The sequence below is a fragment of the Streptomyces sp. HUAS MG56 genome (assembly GCF_058673395.1).
Map to the genome: position 1 here is coordinate 8,171,132 of NZ_CM178722.1, position 19,466 is coordinate 8,190,597.

General features: G+C 72.6%; 5 protein-coding genes. All 5 read right to left on the reverse strand.

Annotated elements, in window-relative coordinates; all coding sequences use genetic code 11:
* Window positions 1-101: 101 nt before the first annotated feature.
* Window positions 102-662 (reverse strand): Clp protease N-terminal domain-containing protein, encoded by a 561-nt coding sequence (locus AC4OXY_RS38100; protein WP_491991911.1) that lies wholly within the window; start codon window positions 660-662, stop codon window positions 102-104.
* Window positions 662-871 (reverse strand): HTH domain-containing protein, encoded by a 210-nt coding sequence (locus tag AC4OXY_RS38105; protein ID WP_491991912.1) that lies wholly within the window; start codon window positions 869-871, stop codon window positions 662-664. Before AC4OXY_RS38105 ends, AC4OXY_RS38100 begins: the two co-directional genes overlap by 1 nt.
* Before the next feature lie 183 nt (window positions 872-1,054).
* Window positions 1,055-2,557 carry an FAD-dependent monooxygenase gene (locus AC4OXY_RS38110; protein ID WP_491991913.1) on the reverse strand — a complete coding sequence of 501 codons (1,503 nt, stop codon included), beginning with the start codon at window positions 2,555-2,557 and terminating at the stop codon, window positions 1,055-1,057.
* Between the two features lie 9 nt (window positions 2,558-2,566).
* Complete coding sequence (locus tag AC4OXY_RS38115; RefSeq protein WP_491991914.1) at window positions 2,567-7,348, reverse strand: type I polyketide synthase; 4,782 nt, start codon at window positions 7,346-7,348, stop codon at window positions 2,567-2,569.
* Window positions 7,349-7,394: 46 nt separating this feature from the next.
* Window positions 7,395-19,463: an SDR family NAD(P)-dependent oxidoreductase gene (locus AC4OXY_RS38120; RefSeq protein WP_491991915.1), complete on the reverse strand. Its 12,069-nt coding sequence runs from the start codon at window positions 19,461-19,463 to the stop codon at window positions 7,395-7,397.
* Window positions 19,464-19,466: the final 3 nt, after the last annotated feature.

Here is a 19,466-nt window from a genome sequence, read left to right on the forward strand (position 1 = left end):
GGCGCCCGGTTCCGACGTTCGCGGGACAAGGAAGAGAACGAGAAGAGGGGATCCCCGGGGATCCCCTCTTCTCGTTCTCCGCTTTCGCTTTCGCCCGTGCGTCAGGCGGCCTCGGGGCGGCGCGACAGGACGCGCCGGATCTCGGTGTAGGTGGCGCCGTGCGCGGCGAGGACGTCGGCCACGACGCCGGGCGGGGTGGCCAGGGCGAGCAGCAGGTGCTGGTCGCCGATTTTCTTCGCACCATTCTCCGCGGCCTCATGCAGCGCCCGCTGCAGCACTGTCTTGGAGCCCTCGGAGAAGGGCCGGTACTCGGGGCGCCAGCCGGGCTTGGTGGTGTCGCGGGCGGCGATCGCGTCATCGCCGTGCGCGGCCTCCGTCCGCTCCAGTACGGCCGACAGGTCGATGCCGATATCGGCCAGGGCGTCGGCGTCGGCCTGCGACAGCCCGGCGCGCCGGGCGGCCTCGGTCAGTGCCCGCTCGACGGAGTCGCGCTGTTCGACGACGCCGAGTGCGGCGAGCGCGCCGCCGGCGGCGGTCTGGGGCAGGTCGAAGAGGGACAGCAGCAGGTCCTCGGGGCGCAGTCCGGTGGCACCCGCCCGTTCGGAGCGCTGCACCGCCGCCCGGAGGACGGCGCGTGCCTCTTTGGTAAGCTTTTCGAACATCAGTGCCTCCTGTATTTCTTGTGCACGGCCTGCCTGCTCACTCCGAGCTCATCGGCGATTTCCTGCCAGGACCACTTCTGATTGCGCGCGTTGCGCACCTGGACGGCTTCCAGTTGCTCCAGGAGACGCCGCAGCGCGACGACCGCGCGGAGGCCGACTCTCGGATCCCTGTCGCCCGCCTGTGCGGCGAGATCGGTGGCTCGAGTCATGTGTGTCAATCTACATTGACAACCCGGTGTGTGTCAACCCAGGTTTACATGGGTCGGTATTCGAGCCGTTCTCGGCACGTGAACGTGAAGCAGGGCCGACCGGGTCCGGGCGGGGGTCCCGGAGCGGTCGGCCCTGCGATCAGGGTCCGACGCGGTACGCAGGTACCGCATCGGATGCCGGCGTCAGCCGACCGGCGTGCCGAACCACGTGCGCAGTGCCGCGTCGAGACCCGCGGCGCTGCTCTCGGTGGCGGTGTCGTCGGAGGTGGCCCAGGCGATCCGGCCGTCCGGGCGGAGCAGCAGCGCGGTGGCGTCGATCTCGGCCGACGCCTCGGCCGCCACGACGTCGACCCGGTCGGTCCAGTGCCCGGCCTGGCCGCTGTGGGCGCCCGACGTGGAGAAGTCGACGAGGACACCGCGCCCGCCGTGCAGCAGTCGGCCGAGCGAGGTCGGCTCGCCGGCGGTGAGCGGCACGTCACCGAGCCTGCTGCCCTGCAGCGCGTGGGCGGCCACGGTATCGGGAAGCTGCGCGTACCGGATCGGGTACCGCACGTCGAGACCGCCCACCATCCGTACGAAGTGGGCGTTGACCTCGGGGATGTGGAACAGCTCGGTCAGCACGGTCCGCAGCGGCGAGACCTGCTCCATGGGGTGCAGCAGGGCCAGCTGCGCCCGCGTGGTGAGGCAGGCGCGCTGCCCGACCGGGTGCCGCTCCTCGTGGTACGTGTCCAGCAGCGACTGAGCGGCCCGGCCCTGGAGATGGGCGGCGAGCTTCCAGCCGAGGTTCACCGCGTCCTCGATGCCGGTGCTCAGCGCCTGCCCGCCGAGGGGGAAATGGACGTGCGCCGCGTCGCCGGCCAGGAACACCCGGCCGCTGCGGTACGCGACGGCCTGCCGGGTCGGCGGGTTCCACCGCGCGAGCCAGCGAGCGGTGCCGGACGTTGACACGTCACCGGTGATGCGCCGGATCGCCGCGTCCAGTTCCGCGCGGTCCACCGGTACGTCCTCGGCCACCGTCCCCGCGCCGAACTCCCCGGTGGCGACGCGCAGCACGTCCGGTCCGACCGGCGAGACCGTGAAGAACCCGGTGTCGGTCTGGTTGACCCCCAGCTTCGCGAAGAGCGGATCGTCCGTCGCGACCTCCACGTCGCCCACGATGCCCCGGAACTCGTTGTCCGTGCCCACGAAGTCGATGCCCGCGAGGGTCCGGACACTGCTGTCGGCGCCGTCGCAGCCGACGACGTACGAGGCCCGGACCGTCTCCTCGCCGGACCCGGTGCGCACCGTCACCAGCACACCGCTCTCGTCCTGGTCGATGCCGACCACCTCGGCGCCGCGCCGGACGGAGACGCCCAGCTTCACGGCCTGCTCCTCCAGCCGCCGCTCCAGCTGCGAGTGCGCGACGGCGAACGCGAACGCCCGGGACTCCGGCAGCCGCGTCGGGTCGAGCCACAGGTGCGCGAAGTGCGCCGCCGGAAAGGTGAAGCCGTCGCCCTGCAGCGTCTCCATCAGGCCGCGCTGGGTCAGCAGCTCGACCACGGCGGCGTTGATGGCCATCCCGCGCGACCGGGTGCTCGGCTGGTCGCGGCGCTCCAGGACGACTGTGTCCACCCCGGCCAGACCGAGCTCGTAGGCGAGCATCAGCCCGACGGGACCGCCGCCTGCGATGACAATGGGGTTACTCATGACGGGCTCCTATGCCTGTACTCGGGTGGGGTCGGGGTGCCGGCCGCAGGGCGGATCCGGGACGGGCGCCCCGGCCGCTTCGGCGTGCAGATGGCGGGCGAGAGCGGCCGGCGTCGGATGGTCGTAGACGGCCGTCAGCGACATGGGCAGCCCCGCCTCACGGATGTGCGTGGTCAGTTCCAGAGCGGTGAAGGAGGAGAAGCCCAGGTCCGCGAACTCGCCGTCCGGGTCCACGGATTGCGCCGAGGCGTGGCCGAGCACGGCGGCGGTCCGGCCGCGCACCAGCTCCAGCAGGACGTCGAGGCGTTCCTCCTCGGGCACGTCCGCGAGCCGTACGGGGACGTGGTCCGCGCCCGCGTCGAGCTCCGATGCGTGCCGGGCGCCCGGCACACCGCGCAGCAGCGCGACGTCCCCGCCCAGCGCCGGTGCCAGACGCGCCCAGTCGACGTCGGCGACCACGAGAGAGCGAGGCCGTCCCGCCGCGGCCCCGGCGAGGCCGCCGAGCAGTGCGGCCGGCGCCGTCTCAGGCGCCGCGCGCAGGCCCGGCGTGACCGGTGCCCGCGAATCGTCGTCCTGCCACGACACGACCTGGAGGCAGAGCGCGGGCAGCCCCTCCGCCACGCGGGCGTCCGCCAGCGCGGCCAGCGCACTGTGCGCGGGGGCCGCGTTGCCGAAGCCCGGCACGGCGAGGGCCCCCGCCAGTCCGGCGACCAGCAACATGGGCGCGCCCCACGCACGGGCCAGCGCCTCCAGCGCCCGGGCCGTGGCCAGATCGCCGAAGTGCCGCTCGATGCCTTTGCGGTCCAGCGGCTCGGGCGACTGCCCCTCCGCCGCACGGGCGACGTGCAGTACGGCCGTCACCGGGCGCTCCGCGGGCACGGCGGCCACCAGAGCCGTACGCACCGCGGGGTCGGAGGGATCGCCGGGCACGGTCGTGACACGGTCGCCCAGCTCGGCCAGGAGCGCGTCGACCGCGTCGCTGTCCCTGTCCCGCTCGTCCAGCGGGAGCAGGACGTGCACACCGTCGTGTCCGGCCACGCTCCGGGCCAGCTCCCGCCCGGTCGCGGTGCCCGCCCCCGCGACGACGACCGTCCCCTCCGGCCGCCAGACCTGCCGGGCGTCCTCGCCGGGCTCCTCCAAGGGTTCCAGTTCGTCCAGCGCCACGGGCAGGAGCCTGCGCGCGAACACGCTCCCGGAACGCAGCGCGACCTGCGGCTCGCCGAGGCCCGCGCCGAGGACCCGGACCAGCAGCCGGGCGCATCGGGTGTCCGCTTCCGCCCCTGCCGCCGCCCCCGTCCCCGGCGGCAGGTCGACCAGTCCGAGACGGCGCTCGGGACGTTCGGCGGCCAGTGCCTGCCCCAGCCCCCAGAGTTGAGCCTGGCGCAGGTCCGGCGGACCGTCCTGCGGCGTCACGCGGACACCGCCGCGCGTGGCGATCCAGACCGGCAGCGGCCCCGTCACCTCCTCCAGGGCCCGCACCAGGTCCAGGGTGGCGGTCAGCGCGGGGGTCGGTGCCGTACCGTCCGCTGCCGAGGCGCCCCCGGGACCGGTGTCCTGCGCCCCGTCGTCGGCGAACGCCAACAGGGACAGCACCCCGTCGACCGCCGCGGAAGCGGCGAGCAGGGCACTGAGCCGGCCGGCGAGATCCGCACCGTCCTGCGGGCCGGCACCCACCGGAAGCACCGTCACCTCGACGCCTTCCGCCGCCAGGGCCGTGACGACGCCGCCCGAGACCTCACCCTCCGGCACCACCACCAGCCAGTTCTTGGCAGCGCCGGACTCGGCCGGACCCGCCGGCTCCCAGCCAATCCGGTAGTGGCGGTTGCGCCGGCGGCGCCAGTCGGTGAGCAGCGGCAGCGCCGCTTCGAGCGAGGATCGCACCTGCCCGCCGACCCCCAGGGCCGCGGCCAGCGCCTCCGGGTCCTGCGCGTCGACGGCCTCCCAGAACCTGGTCTCCGCCGCGTCCGCCGCACTGCCGGACCGCGCACCCGACGGGGCCGCCTCCAGCCACAGGAGCCGCCGCTGGAACGCGTACGTCGGCAGCTCTACGGTCCCCGCGGCCCGCTCGGCGAAGAAACCGAGCCAGTCCACCGCGGCGCCCCGGATGTGCGCGTGCGCCAGGGCGGACAGGAAGGTCTGCTCCTCGGGGCGCCGGGCGCGCAGTACCGGCACGGGCACGAGGCGCCCCTCGGTGCAGGTACCGGTCACCGCCGTCAGCACCGCGTCGGGGCCCAGCTCCAGGCATGTGGTGACGCCCGCCTGCTCCAGCGCGGCGACACCGTCGGCGAAGCGGACGCAGTCGCGTGCGTGGCCGACCCAGTAGGCGGGATCCGTCAGCTCACCGGGCCCGGCCACGCGACCGGTGCGGTTCGACACCACGGGTATGCGCGGAGCGGAGTACGTCAGACCGCGCGCGACCGCACCGAACTCGGCCAGCATCGGATCCAGCCGGGGCGAGTGGAAGGCGTGGCTCACCTTCAACCGGGACACCTTGCAGCCTCGGCCGCGGAACTCCGCCGCGATCTCCTCGACCGCGTCCTCGTCCCCGGAGACCACCGTGGCGGCGGGCCCGTTCACCGCCGCGAGCGCCGCCCGGGACCCGTACGCCGCCAGGACGACCCGCACCTCCGGCTCGCCGGCCTCCAGCGCCGCCATGGCGCCCCCCTCGGGCAGCGCCTCCATCAGGCGTCCGCGCGCGGCGACCAGGGCGCAGGCGTCGGACAGGTCCAGCACGCCCGCCGCATGGGCGGCGGCGATTTCACCGAGCGAGTGTCCGAGCAGGGCGTGCGGCCGCAACCCGTGGTGTTCGAGCAGACGGAACAGAGCCGTCTCGACGGCGAAGAGCGCCGCCTGTGCGTAGACGGTCCGGTCCAGCAGCCCCACCAGGTCACTGTCCCGCCGTGCCCACACGACCTCCCGCAGCGGATGCGGGAGATGCGGGTCGAGGTGGGCGCACACGGCGTCGAAGGCCTGCGCGAAGACAGGAAACGCCCGGTGCAGCTCCTGCCCCATGCCGGGACGCTGCGATCCCTGCCCGGAGAACAGGAACGCCAGGCCCCCGTGGGAGGCCGTGCCCTTGAGGACGTTGCCCGCGGGCTGGTCCTGCGCCAGGAAGCCCAGTCGGTTGAGCAGGTCGGTGGTGTCGGTGGCGATGACGGCGGCGCGGTGGGTGAAGTGGGTGCGGGTGGTGGCGAGTGTGCGGGCGACGGCGGTGGGGTCGAGGTGGGGGTGGTGGGTGAGGTGGTGGTGCAGGCGGGTGGCTTGGGCTTTGAGGGCGGTTTGGGTCTTTGCGGAGAGGAGGTAGGGCAGGGGGGTGTGTGCGGGGGGTTGTTCGGTGTGCTGGTTGGTGCTGGTGCTGGTGCTGGTGCTGGTGCTGGTGCTGGTGCTGGTGCTGGTGGTGGGTGGGGGTGCTGCTTCGAGGATGAGGTGGGCGTTGGTGCCGCTGATGCCGAAGGAGGAGACGGCGGCGCGGCGGGGGTGGTCGGTGTGGGGCCAGGGGGTCTGTTCGGTGAGGAGTTTGACCGCGCCCGATTCCCAGTCGACGTGTGGTGTGGGCTCGTCGATGTGGAGGGTCTTGGGTAGTACGCCGTGGTGGATGGCTTGGACCATTTTGATGACGCCGGCGATGCCTGCGGCGGCTTGGGTGTGGCCGATGTTGGATTTGACGGAGCCGAGCCACAGGGGCTGTTCCGTGGGCCGGTTCTGGCCGTAGGTGGCGAGGAGGGCTTGGGCTTCGATGGGGTCGCCGAGTCGGGTGCCGGTGCCGTGTGCTTCGACGGCGTCGACGTCGGTGGGGTGCAGGCCCGCGTTGGTGAGGGCTTGGTGGATGACGCGTTGCTGGGAGGGGCCGTTGGGGGCGGTGAGGCCGTTGCTGGCGCCGTCCTGGTTGACGGCGGAGCCGCGGATGACGGCGAGGACGGGGTGGCCGTTGCGCTGGGCGTCGGAGAGGCGCTCCAGGAGGACGAGGCCTACGCCCTCGCCCCAGCCGGTGCCGTCGGCTTCGGCGGCGAAGGGCTTGCAGCGGCCGTCGGGTGCGAGCCCGCGTTGCCGGCTGAACTCCACGAAGATGCCGGGGGTGGCCATGACGGTGACGCCGCCGGCGAGGGCGAGTTCGCACTCGCCGGAGCGCAGTGCCTGCGCGGCCAGGTGCATCGCGACCAGCGAGGACGAGCAGGCCGTGTCGATCGTGATCGCCGGGCCTTCGAGGCCGAGCGTGTACGACACCCGGCCCGACGCCACGCTTCCCGCGCTCCCGTTGCCCAGCAGACCCTCGAACGCGGCGCCGCCCGCGTCCATGAGGCGCGCGCCGTAGTCGCTGTACATGACGCCGGTGAAGACGCCGGTGCGGCTGCCGCGGAGCCGGGTGGGGTCCAGGCCGGCGCGTTCGAGGGTTTCCCAGGCGGTCTCCAGCAGCAGGCGCTGCTGGGGGTCGATGGTGAGGGCTTCGCGGGGGCTGATGCCGAAGAACTCGGCGTCGAACTCACCCGCGTCGTACAGGAACCCGCCCTCCCGCGCATACGACGTGCCGCGGTGGTCGGGATCGGGGTCGTACAGACGTGCCAGATCCCAGCCCCGGTCGGACGGGAAGCCCCCGACCGCCTCGTCGCCCGCGGCCACCAGACGCCACAGGTCCGCCGGGCCCCGCACGCCGCCCGCGTACCGGCAGCCCATGGCCACGATGGCGATCGGCTCCCGCAGGTCCGACTCCAGCTGCGCGAGCCGCTCACGCGTCTCGTGCAGGTCCGTCGTGACCCACTTGAGGTAGTCGACGAGCTTGTCTTCGTTCGTCATGCCGTATCCATCCCCATGTGCTCCTCCCGGCGGTTGTTCACGGCGTTCAACTCCGCTTGAACTCACGGTCGATGAAGGCGAAGACCTCGTCGGCGGACGCTGCCCTGATCTGCTCCGCCACGGCCGTGCCGCCGGCGGACTCCTTCCACTGCGCCGTCAGGGACTGCAGGCGGCGCGCGATCTCACCGCGCTCGCCGTCGTCCGGGTCGAGCGCGGACAGGGCGGCCGCGATCCGGTCGAACTCGGCCAGCACCGACTTCCGTGCGGGCTCCGGCGCGGTCAACCGCTTCAGGTGCTCGCCGAGCACGCGAGCCGTCGGGTAGTCGAAGACGAGCGTGGCGGGCAGCCGCAGACCGGTGATCACGTTGAGCCTGTTGCGCAGCTCCACCCCGGTGAGCGAGTCGAAACCGAGCTCCTGGAACGCCCGGTCCGGGTCGATGGCGGCGCCACCCTCATGCCCGAGCACCCCGGCGACCTGGCCCCGCACCACGTCCAGCAACAGATCCAGCTGCTGCGCGTCGTCGAGCCCGGTCAGCCGCTCGGCCAGCGACGGTCCCGCCGCGTCCGCCCGGCGGGCCGGGGTGCGTACCAGACCGCGCAGGACGGGCGGCACCAGACCCGAACCAGCCTGGGCGGCCAGTGCGGCCGTATCGAGCTGCGCGGGCAGCAGCAGCGGGCGGCCGGCGGACAGGGCGGTGTCGAGCAGGGCCAGCGCGTCCTCGGTCGGCAGCGGCGCGAGCCCGTTGCGGTTCATCCGCACCCGGTCGGTCCGCTCCAGATGGGCCGTCATGCCGCTGCCCTCCTCCCACAGCCCCCAGGCGAGGGAGGTGGCGGGCAGCCCCCGGGCACGCCGGTGAGCGGCCAGCGCGTCCAGGAAGGTGTTGGCGGCCGCGTAGTTGCCCTGACCGGGACTGCCCAGCAGACCGGCCGCCGACGAGAACAGCACGAAGGCCGCGAGGGACCGGTCCCGGGTCAGCTCGTGCAGGTTCCACGCCCCGGCCGCCTTGGGACGCAGGACGGCGTCGATCCGGTCACCGGTCAGGGAGCCGACCATCGCGTCGTCGATCACACCGGCGGCGTGGATCACCGCGGTGAGCGGGTGCTCCGCGGGAACACCGGCGAGGACCCCGCGCAGTTCCTCGCGGTCGGCGTTGTCACAGGCGGCGAACGTGGCCCGGGCGCCGAGCGCGGCGAGTTCCTCGCCCAGCTCCGCCGCCCCCTGCGCGTCGCCACCGCTGCGGCTGGTGAGCAGCAGGTGCCGGATCCCGTGCCGGGTGACGAGATGGCGGGCCACCAGGCGGCCCAGCGTTCCGGTTCCACCCGTGATGAGCACGGTGCCCCCGGAGTCCAACGGCAAGGAGCCGACGGCGCCTTCGGCGGCGGAGCGGGACAACCGCGGTATGAACGACTCGCCCCCGCGCACACAGACCTGGGGTTCACCGACCGCGGCGGCGGCCGCCACGGCAGTCGTCGCCGCGTCGTCCGCGCCGAGGTCGACGTCGAGGTCGACCAGGAGGAACCGGTCCGGGTTCTCCGACTGCGCGCTGCGCACCAGGCCCCACACCGGGGCGGCCGCCAGGTCGCGCACCTCCTCGTCGGCGCGTACGGCGACGGCACCGCGGGTGACCAGGACCAGCCGCGAGGACGCGACAGCGGGCTCCGCCAGCCAGCCCTGCAGCAGGGACAGCACCTCCTGAACGGTGGCGGACGCGGCGGCGGCAGGTCCGCCGAGGTTTCCCGAGCCGCCCGAGCCACCGGCGATCACCGGCGCGACGACGAACTCCGGCACGGCAGCGCCCTCGGAGAGCGCCTTGCGCAGCGTCTCCAGGCCGTCGTAACGGACCGGCGTGTCACCGCTCGCGCCCACCGTGGGCAGCGCATCGCCCAGGACCGCCCAGACGGCCTTCCCGTCGGCCGGCCCCACCGAGGCCGATGCCCGCACCCAGCCCGGCTCGTACAGCGCTCCCCGCCTGCCGTCGCGGACGGCCGCGAGCTGTTCGGGCCGGACCGGCCGCAAACCGAGCGAGCCCACGGAGCCGAGGGGACGCCCCGCGGTGTCGGCGACATGGAGCGCGGTGCCCCCGCCCTCCACCGGCGACAGCCGCACCCGCAGCGCCCGCGCGCCGTCGGACCACAGCGACACGCCCGCCCAGGCGAACGGCAGCCGCAGCTCCGACCCGGTCGGTTCCGCGCCCGCCACGGCCAGGGCGTGCAGCGCGCTGTCCAGCAAAGCGGGGTGGAGACCGAAGCCCGCCGTCGGGATGTCCTCGGGCAGGTCGACCTCCGCATAGACCACGTCGTCCCGCGTCCACACCTTCCGCAGCCCCTGGAAGGCCGGGCCGTACGCCAGCCCCGAGGCGGTGAACCGCTCGTAGACGTCCGTGAGATCGACCCGTTCGGCTCCGGCCGGAGGCCAGTCGGACAGTGCTTCGGGCGAGACCGGGGCGACGTCCGCGAGCAGTCCGTGCGCGTGTCGGGTCCACGACGCGTCCGGCGGGGCGGACGCTGCCTGCGAGTACACGGCCACCGGCCGCTGCCCGCCGTCGTCGGGCCGCTCGACGACCACCTGGATCCGTACGTCGCCCCGCTCGGGGAGGATCAGCGGCGCCTCCAGGGCGAGTTCGGCGACCCCGCCGCAGCCCGCCTCGGCCGCGGCGTGCGCCGCCAGCTCGACGAACGCGGTACCGGGTAGCAGCACCGTGTCCAGCACCGCGTGATCGGCGAGCCACGGATGCGTACGGAGGGACAGGCGGCCGGTCAGCAGGTGCCCCCCTCCGGCGATCTCGACGGCCGCGCCCAGCAGCGGGTGACCGGCCTCGGTGAGTCCAGCCACGGTCACGTCACCGGCGCCGCCGGACGACTCCACCCAGTGGCGGGTGCGCTGGAACGCGTACGTGGGAAGCGGCACGGCCGGGTGGTGCCGGCCCAGGCAGGCGGCGGCCCAGTCGACCGGCGCCCCGTGGACGTGCGCCAGGGACAGGGCCGTGAGGAACTCGCGGCGGCCGTCCATGTCCCGGCGCAGCGTCCCGATCGCCGTGGCGGCGGTCTCCCGTGCCTCCGCGGTCTGCTCGATCCCGACGGTGAGCACGGGATGCGGGCTGATCTCGACGAAGAGCGAGTGCCCCGCGTCCAGGAGAGCGCCGGTGGTCTCGGAGAACAGCACCCGGCGGCGGATGTTGCGGTACCAGTAGTCGGCGTCCAGGCCGCTGGTGTCGATCTCCGTGCCCGTGACGGTCGAGTAGAACGGGATGTCCGCCGTGCGAGGGGTGAGGTGGGCCAGGCGGTTCAGCAGCTCTTCCCGGATCCGCTCGACGTGGTCGGAGTGCGAGGCGTAGTCCACGGGGATCAGCCGCGCCCTGACGCCGTCCGCCGCGCACGCGTCGACGAGTTCCCGTACGGCCTGCGCGTCCCCGGAGACCACCGTGACGGTGGGTCCGTTGACCGCGGCTGTGCCGACCCGGCCGTTCCAGCCGGACAGCCGCTCCTCCAGGTCCGCCGCGGGCAGCGCAACCGACGCCATGGTTCCCGAACCGGCCAGCGGCAGCAGGAGCTTGCTGCGCAACGCCACCACGGCGGCCGCGTCGTCCAGGCAGAGCGCGCCCGCCACGTGCGCGGCGGCGATCTCGCCCTGCGAGTGCCCGATCACCGCGTCCGGCCGCACGCCCGCCGCCTTCCACAACTCGGCCAGCGAGACCATGACCGCGAACAGCACCGGCTGCAGGACGTCGACCCGGTCCAGACCCGGAGCATTGGGCGCCCCGCGCACGACATCGAGCAGCGACCAGTCGACGTAACGGTCCAGCGCCCGCTCGCAGGCGGCCATGTGCTCAGTGAAGACCTCGGAACTCTCCAGCAGGTCCTCCGCCATGCCCTTCCACTGCGAACCCTGCCCAGGGAAGACGAACACCGTTCCGGCCCCGTCGGCCACCCCGCGTACGACCCCCTCCGCGGGCTCGCCTGCCGTGAGCGCCGACAAGCCCCGCAGCAACTGGGCACCGTCCGCGCCGAGCACCACGCCCCGGTGCTCGAAAGCCGACCTGGTGGTGGCCAGGGCATGGCCGACGGCTGCGGGATCGAGCTCCGGATGCTCGGTGACGTACTGATGCAGCCGGGCGGCCTGCGCCCGCAGAGCGGCCTCGGTACGGCCCGACAGCGCCCATGGTGTGACGGGCGCGCCCAGAGCGGGCCTACCAGGGGCATCGGTGCTGGTGCTGGTGCTGGTGGGTGGGGGTGCTGCTTCGAGGATGAGGTGGGCGTTGGTGCCGCTGATGCCGAAGGAGGAGACGGCGGCGCGGCGGGGGTGGTCGGTGTGGGGCCAGGGGGTCTGTTCGGTGAGGAGTTTGACCGCGCCCGATTCCCAGTCGACGTGTGGTGTGGGCTCGTCGATGTGGAGGGTCTTGGGTAGTACGCCGTGGTGGATGGCTTGGACCATTTTGATGACGCCGGCGATGCCTGCGGCGGCTTGGGTGTGGCCGATGTTGGATTTGACGGAGCCGAGCCACAGGGGCTGTTCCGTGGGCCGGTTCTGGCCGTAGGTGGCGAGGAGGGCTTGGGCTTCGATGGGGTCGCCGAGTCGGGTGCCGGTGCCGTGTGCTTCGACGGCGTCGACGTCGGTGGGGTGCAGGCCCGCGTTGGTGAGGGCTTGGTGGATGACGCGTTGCTGGGAGGGGCCGTTGGGGGCGGTGAGGCCGTTGCTGGCGCCGTCCTGGTTGACGGCGGAGCCGCGGATGACGGCGAGGACGGGGTGGCCGTTGCGCTGGGCGTCGGAGAGGCGCTCCAGGAGGACGAGGCCTACGCCCTCGCCCCAGCCGGTGCCGTCGGCTTCGGCGGCGAAGGGCTTGCAGCGGCCGTCGGGTGCGAGCCCGCGTTGCCGGCTGAACTCCACGAAGATGCCGGGGGTGGCCATGACGGTGACGCCGCCGGCGAGGGCGAGTTCGCACTCGCCGGAGCGCAGTGCCTGCGCGGCCAGGTGCATCGCGACCAGCGAGGACGAGCAGGCCGTGTCGATCGTGATCGCCGGGCCTTCGAGGCCGAGCGTGTACGACACCCGGCCCGACGCCACACTGCTCGTGGTACCCGTGAGCAGATACCCGTCCAACGCGTCCGCGGACCGTTCCGCGCCCAGTCCGTAGTGCTGGGAGGCCATGCCGACGAACACGCCGGTCCGTGTGCCGCGCAGGGACTCCGGGCGCACCGCGGCACTCTCGATCGTCTCCCAGGCGGTCTCCAGCAGCAGCCGCTGCTGGGGATCGACGGCCAGCGTCTCGCGCGGATTGATGCCGAAGAACCCGGCGTCGAACTCGTCGGCGTCGGAGACGAAACCGCCCTGGTTCACATAGGACGTGCCCGCACGCTCCGGGTCGGGATCGTAGAGCCGCTCCAGGTCCCAGCCCCGGTTGTCCGGGAAGCCCGACAGGCCGTCCCGGCCCGCCGCCACCAGATCCCACAGCCCCTCAGGGGTGGCCACACCACCGGGGAAGCGACATGCCATGCCGACGATCGCGATCGGGTCGTCGTTCCCGAGCGGTTCCGCCGGCCGCGCCGCGGCCGCGACGGGCGGGCTCGTCTCTTGCGCACCGAGCAACCGGGACTTCAGGTGCGCCGCCAGCGCCGCCGCGGTCGGGTGGTCGAAGACCAGGGTGGCGGGCAGTCTCAACCCCGTGGCGGCGTTCAGCCGGTTGCGCAGCTCCACGGCCGTCAGCGAGTCGAAGCCGAGGTCCTGGAAGGTGCGGTCCGCGGCGATCGTGCTCAGTGTCTCGTGCCCCAGCACCGCGCCGATGTCGCCACGCACCAGATCCAGCAGGTGACGGTCCCGCTCGCCCTCCGGTAGCCGGGCGAGGGCGCGCTGCAGGGCCGAACCGCCGCCACCGGCCGCCACCGCACGTGGCGGTGCGGTCCGCAGCAGGCGGCGGGCGATGGCCGGCAGACCGTCGCTGCTCGCCAGGTTCCGCAACGTACTCGGGTCGAACCGTGCCGGGACGTACGACGGGAGGGCGCCGCCCAGGCAGGCGTCGAACGCCGCCAGCGCGTCCTCCGTCCGCAACGGGACCAGGCCGCCCTCGGTGAGGCGTTGGTGTTGTTGGTGGGTGAGTTGGGCGGTGATGGTGCTGGTTTGTTGCCAGAGGCCCCAGGCGAGTGAGGTGGCGGGGAGGCCTTGGGTGTGGCGGTGGTGGGCGAGGGTGTCGAGGAAGGTGTTGGCGGCGGCGTAGTTGGCTTGGCCGGGGTTGCCGAGGGTGCCGGCGGCTGAGGAGAAGAGGATGAAGTGGGTGAGGGTGGGGGTGTGTTGGGTGTGGGTGTGGAGGTGCCAGGCGGCGTCGGCTTTGGGTTTGAGGGTGGTGGTGAGGTGGTGGGGGGTGAGGGTGGTGAGGGTGGCGTCGTGGGTGGTTGCGGCGGTGTGGATGACGGTGGTGAGGGGGTGTTCGGTGGGGATGGTGGTGAGGAGGTCGGCGAGTTGGTGGGGGTCGGAGACGTCGCAGGCGGTGATGGTGACTTTGGTGCCGAGTTGGGTGAGGTGTTGGGTGAGTTCTGTGGTGTGGGGGGCGTTGGGTCCTTGGCGGCTGGTGAGGAGGAGGTGTTGGGGGTGGTGGTGGGTGGCGAGGTGGGTGGCGATGAGGCGGCCGAGGGTGCCGGTGCCGCCGGTGATGAGGATGGTGCCGTTCGGATCGAGAGGCTGCGGAACGGTCAGGACGACCTTCCCGATATGACGCGCCTGGCTCAGGAACCGGAACGCCGCCGGAGCCTGGCGCACGTCGAACGCGGTCACCGGAAGCGGGCGCAGCGCCCCACTGGCGAACAGCCCGGCCAGGTCGGTCAGCATCTCCTGAATACGATCGGGACCGGCCTCGATCATGTCGAAGGCGCGGTACCGCACCCCCGGATGAGCCGCCGCGACCTCGTGCGGATCCCGGATGTCGGTCTTGCCCATCTCCAGGAAGTGGCCCCCGCGCGGCAGCAACCGCAGCGAGGCGTCGACGAACTCGTGGGCCAGCGCGTCCAGTACGACATCGAAGCCCTCCCCGCCCGTCGCCGCACGGAACGCGCCCTCGAAGGCGAGCGTGCGGGAACTGGCGATGTGCTCCCGGTCGAAGCCCCGCGCACGCAGCGCCGCCCACTTGGTCGGGCCCGCGGTACCGAACACCTCGGCACCCCAGTGCCGGGCCAGCTGGGTGGCCGCCATACCGACACCACCCGCCGCGGCGTGCACCAGCAGCCGCTGGCCAGGCCGTAGCCCGGCAAGGTCGGAGAGGGCGTAGAACGCCGTCAGGAAGACCACCGGCGCACCGGCCGCCTGGGCGAACGTCCACCCCTCGGGGATCCGCACGATCAGCCGCTGGTCAGTCAGGGCCACCGGGCCCATGCCCCCGTCGACCAGACCCATCACCCGGTCACCTACCGCGAAACCGGTCACCCCCGGACCGACCTCCGTGACGACACCGGCGGCCTCGCTCCCGATCACCGCCCGACCCGGGTACATGCCCAGCGAGATCATCACGTCCCGGAAGTTCATGCCCGCCGCGCGCACACCCAGCCGCACCTGCCCCTCACCGAGCGGCGCGGCGTGCTCGGAGCACTCCTCCAGGGTGAGGTTCTCGACCGTCCCGAACTCCTTCATGCCGACGCGCCACGCACCCGCCCCGGCCGGCGGCACCAGATCCGGCGCCGTGTCCGACCGGCCCAGCCGCGGCACGTGCACCGCTCCCGCGCGCAACGCGAGTTGGGGCTCGCCCGACGCCAGTGCCGCCGTCAGCCGCTCGGCGGACGCCGTGCTCCCGTCGGTGTCGACCAGGACGAACCGACCGGGATTCTCGGACTGCGCGACCCGCACAAGCCCCCAGACGGAGGCCCCCGCGGGATCACCGGCGTGCTCACCCGCCTGCGCCGTGACGGCACCGCTCGTGACCACCGCGAGCCGGGCATCCGCCCACCGGTCGTCGGCCAGCCAGGCCTGTACGAGATCCAGCGCCCAGCGGGTCAGCGCGTGCACCCTGGCGATCGTGGGGTCGTGCCCTTCCTGCCCCTGCTGTCGGCTGTGCGGCTCCCGTCCGTCCCCGGCCGCCGGGAGCGTGTCCGGCACGTACGCCACGACGGTGGCGGGCGCAGCGGCTCCGGCCGCGAGGGCCTCACCCAGCGCGGCGAGGTCGGCATACACGGGGCCGCTCTCCCCGCGGGCGGCCGACGTCTTTGCCGGCGGACCGGCGCCCAGGACCGCGAGGGCTTCGTGCGCCACCGCGTCCGGGCTCTGCGCCGTCAGCGCGGAGTCCACGGTCTCCGTGACGTCCGCGACCTCGATGACCGGCCAGTCCACGCGGTACAGGTCGTCGGTGCGCGCCGCCTGTGCCGCGTTGAGCTGCTCGGCGGTGACGGACCGCACGGTGAGCGCTCGAACCGTCGCCACCGGCCGCCCGGAGAAGTCGCTCAGCGCAACGGTGAGCGTGTCCCCTGCGCCCTTCGTCAGCCGGGCCCGCACCGCGGTGGCACCCACGGCGTGCAGCGCCACCTCGCCCCAGGAGAACGGCAGTTGCACCTCCTCGGTCCTGCCGAGCCCCGCCAGAACGGAGGCGTGCAGCGCGGCGTCGAGCAGCGCGGGATGCACGGCGAATCCCTCCGCGTCCACGCTGTCCGGAAGCTCCACCTCGGCGTACACGTCCTCGCCGTGCCGCCACGCGGCCCGCAACCCGCGGAACGTCGGACCGTACTCCAGCCCGAACTCGGCGAATCGCTCGTAGAGATCGACATCAGGCAGCGGCTCGGCACCGGCCGGCGGCCAGGACTCGGCGTCCGTGGCGACGGGCTGGTCACCGGCCGCACGTGAGGCGAGCACACCCTCCGCGTGGCAGGTCCAAGGCGTGCCCCTGTCACCGGACCCCTCCGCCTGCGCGTAGACGGCGACGGAACGCTGGCCCCCGTCACCGCTCGGACCCACGACGACCTGCAGCCGGACCGCCAGCTGCTCAGCGAAGACCAGCGGCGTCCGGATGGTCAATTCCTCGACCTGGTCGCAGCCCACCTGATGGGCCGCGTGCAGCGCGAGGTCCACGAAGGCCGTTCCCGCGAGCAGCACCGAGCCCATGACGGCGTGATCCGCCAACCACGGGTGGGTTCCGACAGACACACGCCCGCTCAGCAACAGCCCCTCACCGTTGGCGAACTCGGCCGCGGCGCCCAGCAGGGGGTGCTCCGCCGCGACCAGACCGACGGACGGCATGTCACCCGGCCTGGCCGTCTGCTGGGGCCAGTGACGGACCTTGTCGAAAGAGTAGGTGGGGAGGGGGGTGGGTGGTGTGGTGGGGAGGGCTTTGTGCCAGTTGATGGGGGTGCCGGTGTTGTGGAGGGTGGTGAGTGCGTGGGTGAGGGTGTGGGTGGGGTGGTGTTGGGGGTGGAGGGTGTGGGTGATGGTGATGGGGTCGGGGCTGGTGGTGTCGGTCTGGTTGTCGAGGCGGTTGTCGAGGGTGTGGTTGTTGAGGGTGGTGAGGGTGGTGTCGGGTCCGATTTCGAGGTAGGTGGTGACGCCTTGGTGGTTCAGGTGGGTGATGGATTGGTGGTAGTGGACGGGTTGGCGGGCGTGGGTGGTCCAGTGGTGGGTGGGCAGTGGGTCGGTGGTGGTGGTTGCGGTGTGGTTGGTGATGAGGGGTGTGTGGGGGGTGTGGTGGGTGATATGGCGTGTGGCGTGGGTGAGTTGGTCGAGGATGGGGTCGAGGTGGGGGGAGTGGTAGCCGTGGGTGGTGTTGAGGATTTTGGTTTTGATTCCTTGTTGCTGGAAGTGGGTGGTGATGTGGTGGACGGTGGTGTGGTGGCCTGCGATGACGGTGGTGGTGGGGGTGTTGTGGGCGGCGATGGTGACGTCGGTGATGTGGTGTTGGGTGAGGTAGTGGGTGAGGGGTTGGGGTGGGAGGTTGATGCTGGCCATGGTGCCGGTGGGGGGGAGGGTGTGCATGAGGTGGGCGCGGGTGGTGATGAGGTGGGCGGCGTCGGTGAGGGTGAGGATGCCGGCGGTGTGGGCTGCGGTGATTTCGCCGAGGGAGTGGCCGAGGTGGTAGTGGGGGTGGATGCCGTAGTCGTGGGTGAGGAGGTGGTAGAGGGCGGTTTGGAGGGCGAAGAGGGCGGGTTGGGTGTAGAGGGTGGTGTTGAGCAGGCCGGTGAGGGGGTCGTTGGGGGTGGCCCACATGATGTGTTGGAGGGGGTGGTCGAGGTGGGGGTCGAGGGCGTGGCAGACGCGGTCGAGGTGGTGGGCGAAGGCGGGGTTGGTGGTGTAGAGGTCGTGGCCCATGCCGGGGTGTTGGGTGCCTTGGCCGCTGAAGCAGAACGCGATTTTCCCCCCTCCGTCGCTGGTGGTGGTGTGGGTGAGGTGGGGGTGGGGTTGGCCGGTGGTGAGGGCGTGGAGGGCGTTGAGGCGTTGGGTGGTGGTGCCGTGGGTGATGGCGGCGCGGTGGGTGAAGTGGGTGCGGGTGGTGGCCAGGGCGCGGGCGACGGCGCTGGTGTGGAGGTGGGGGTGGTGGGTGAGGTGGGTGTGCAGGCGGGCGGCTTGGGCCTGGAGGGCCTGGGGGGTGCGGGCTGAGAGCAGCCACGGCGCCGGTCCGTCCATGGCCGGGTCGGCGTCCGCTTGATCGGCCGGCACCGATCCGACCGGCGCCAGTCCCTCCGCCGCGGGAGGCAATTCGGCCGGCGTCTGGGTGGGAGGTGTCTCGACCGGTGCCGCTTCGAGGATGACGTGGGCGTTCGTCCCACTCACACCGAACGAGGACACGCCCGCCCGAGCAGGACGCCCGGTCTGTGGCCACGGGACGGCTTCGGTGAGCAGTTCCACCGCCCCCGACTCCCAGTCCACATGAGGCGTGGGCTCGTCGATGTGCAGGCTCTTGGGCAGGAAGCCGTGGCGGATGGCCTGCACCATTTTGATGACGCCGGCGATGCCTGCGGCGGCTTGGGTGTGGCCGATGTTGGATTTGACGGAGCCGAGCCACAGGGGCTGTTCCGTGCGCCGGTTCTGGCCGTAGGTGGCGAGGAGGGCCTGGGCTTCGATGGGGTCGCCGAGCCGGGTGCCGGTGCCGTGTGCCTCGACGGCGTCGATCTGGTCGGGTGTGAGGCGGGCGTTGGCGAGGGCCTGGTGGATGACGCGTTGCTGGGAGGGGCCGTTGGGGGCGGTCAGGCCGTTGCTGGCGCCGTCCTGGTTCAGTGCGCTGCCGCGGATGACGGCGAGGATCTGATGGCCGTTGCGCTGGGCGTCGGAGAGGCGCTCCAGCAGGACGAGGCCCACGCCCTCGCCCCAGCCGGTGCCGTCGGCGGCCGCGGCGAAGGGCTTGCAGCGGCCGTCGGGTGCGAGCCCGCGCTGCCGGCTGAACTCAGTGAAGATCGCCGGGGTCGCCATGACGGTGACGCCGCCGGCCAGGGCCAGTTCGCACTCGCCCGAGCGCAGCGCCTGCGCGGCGAGATGAACGGCCACCAGGGACGAGGAACAGGCCGTGTCGACGGTCACCGCCGGACCCTCGAAGCCGAAGGTGTACGAGACCCTGCCGGAGACCGCGCTCGCCGATGTGCCGGTCACCAGGTATCCCTCGGCCGCCTCGAGGCCGCCGGCGAGATGCTGGGAGTAGTCCTGGCCGTTGACCCCCGCGAAGACCCCGGTGCGGCTACCTCGCAGCGCTCCGGGAATGATCCCCGCGTACTCGAAGGCCTCCCACGCGGCCTCCAGCAGCAGTCGCTGCTGCGGGTCGGTGGCCAGCGCCTCACGGGGGCTGACACCGAAGAAGTCGGCGTCGAAGCAGTCGGCGTCGTAGACGAAGGCGCCCTCGCGCGCGTATGTCTTCCCGCTGCGGTCCGGGTCGGGGTCGTAGAGCTCCTCGGTGTTCCACCCGCGGCGCGCGGGGAACTCCGAAACCGCGTCGCGGCCGTCCAGCAGCAGCTCCCACAGGGCGTCAGGGGATTCCGCCCCCCCTGGGAAACGGCAGCTCATCCCTACCACGGCGATCGGCTCGGTGTCCTTCGCCTGGGCTTCGCGCAACCGGCGATTGGCCTGCTGGAGATCGGCGGTCGCCCGCTTGAGATAGTCGCGCAGCCGCTCCACGTTCGCAGCGGTGTCGCCCCCGGCGGAGTTCGCGTTCATAAGACCTCTTCGCATCAG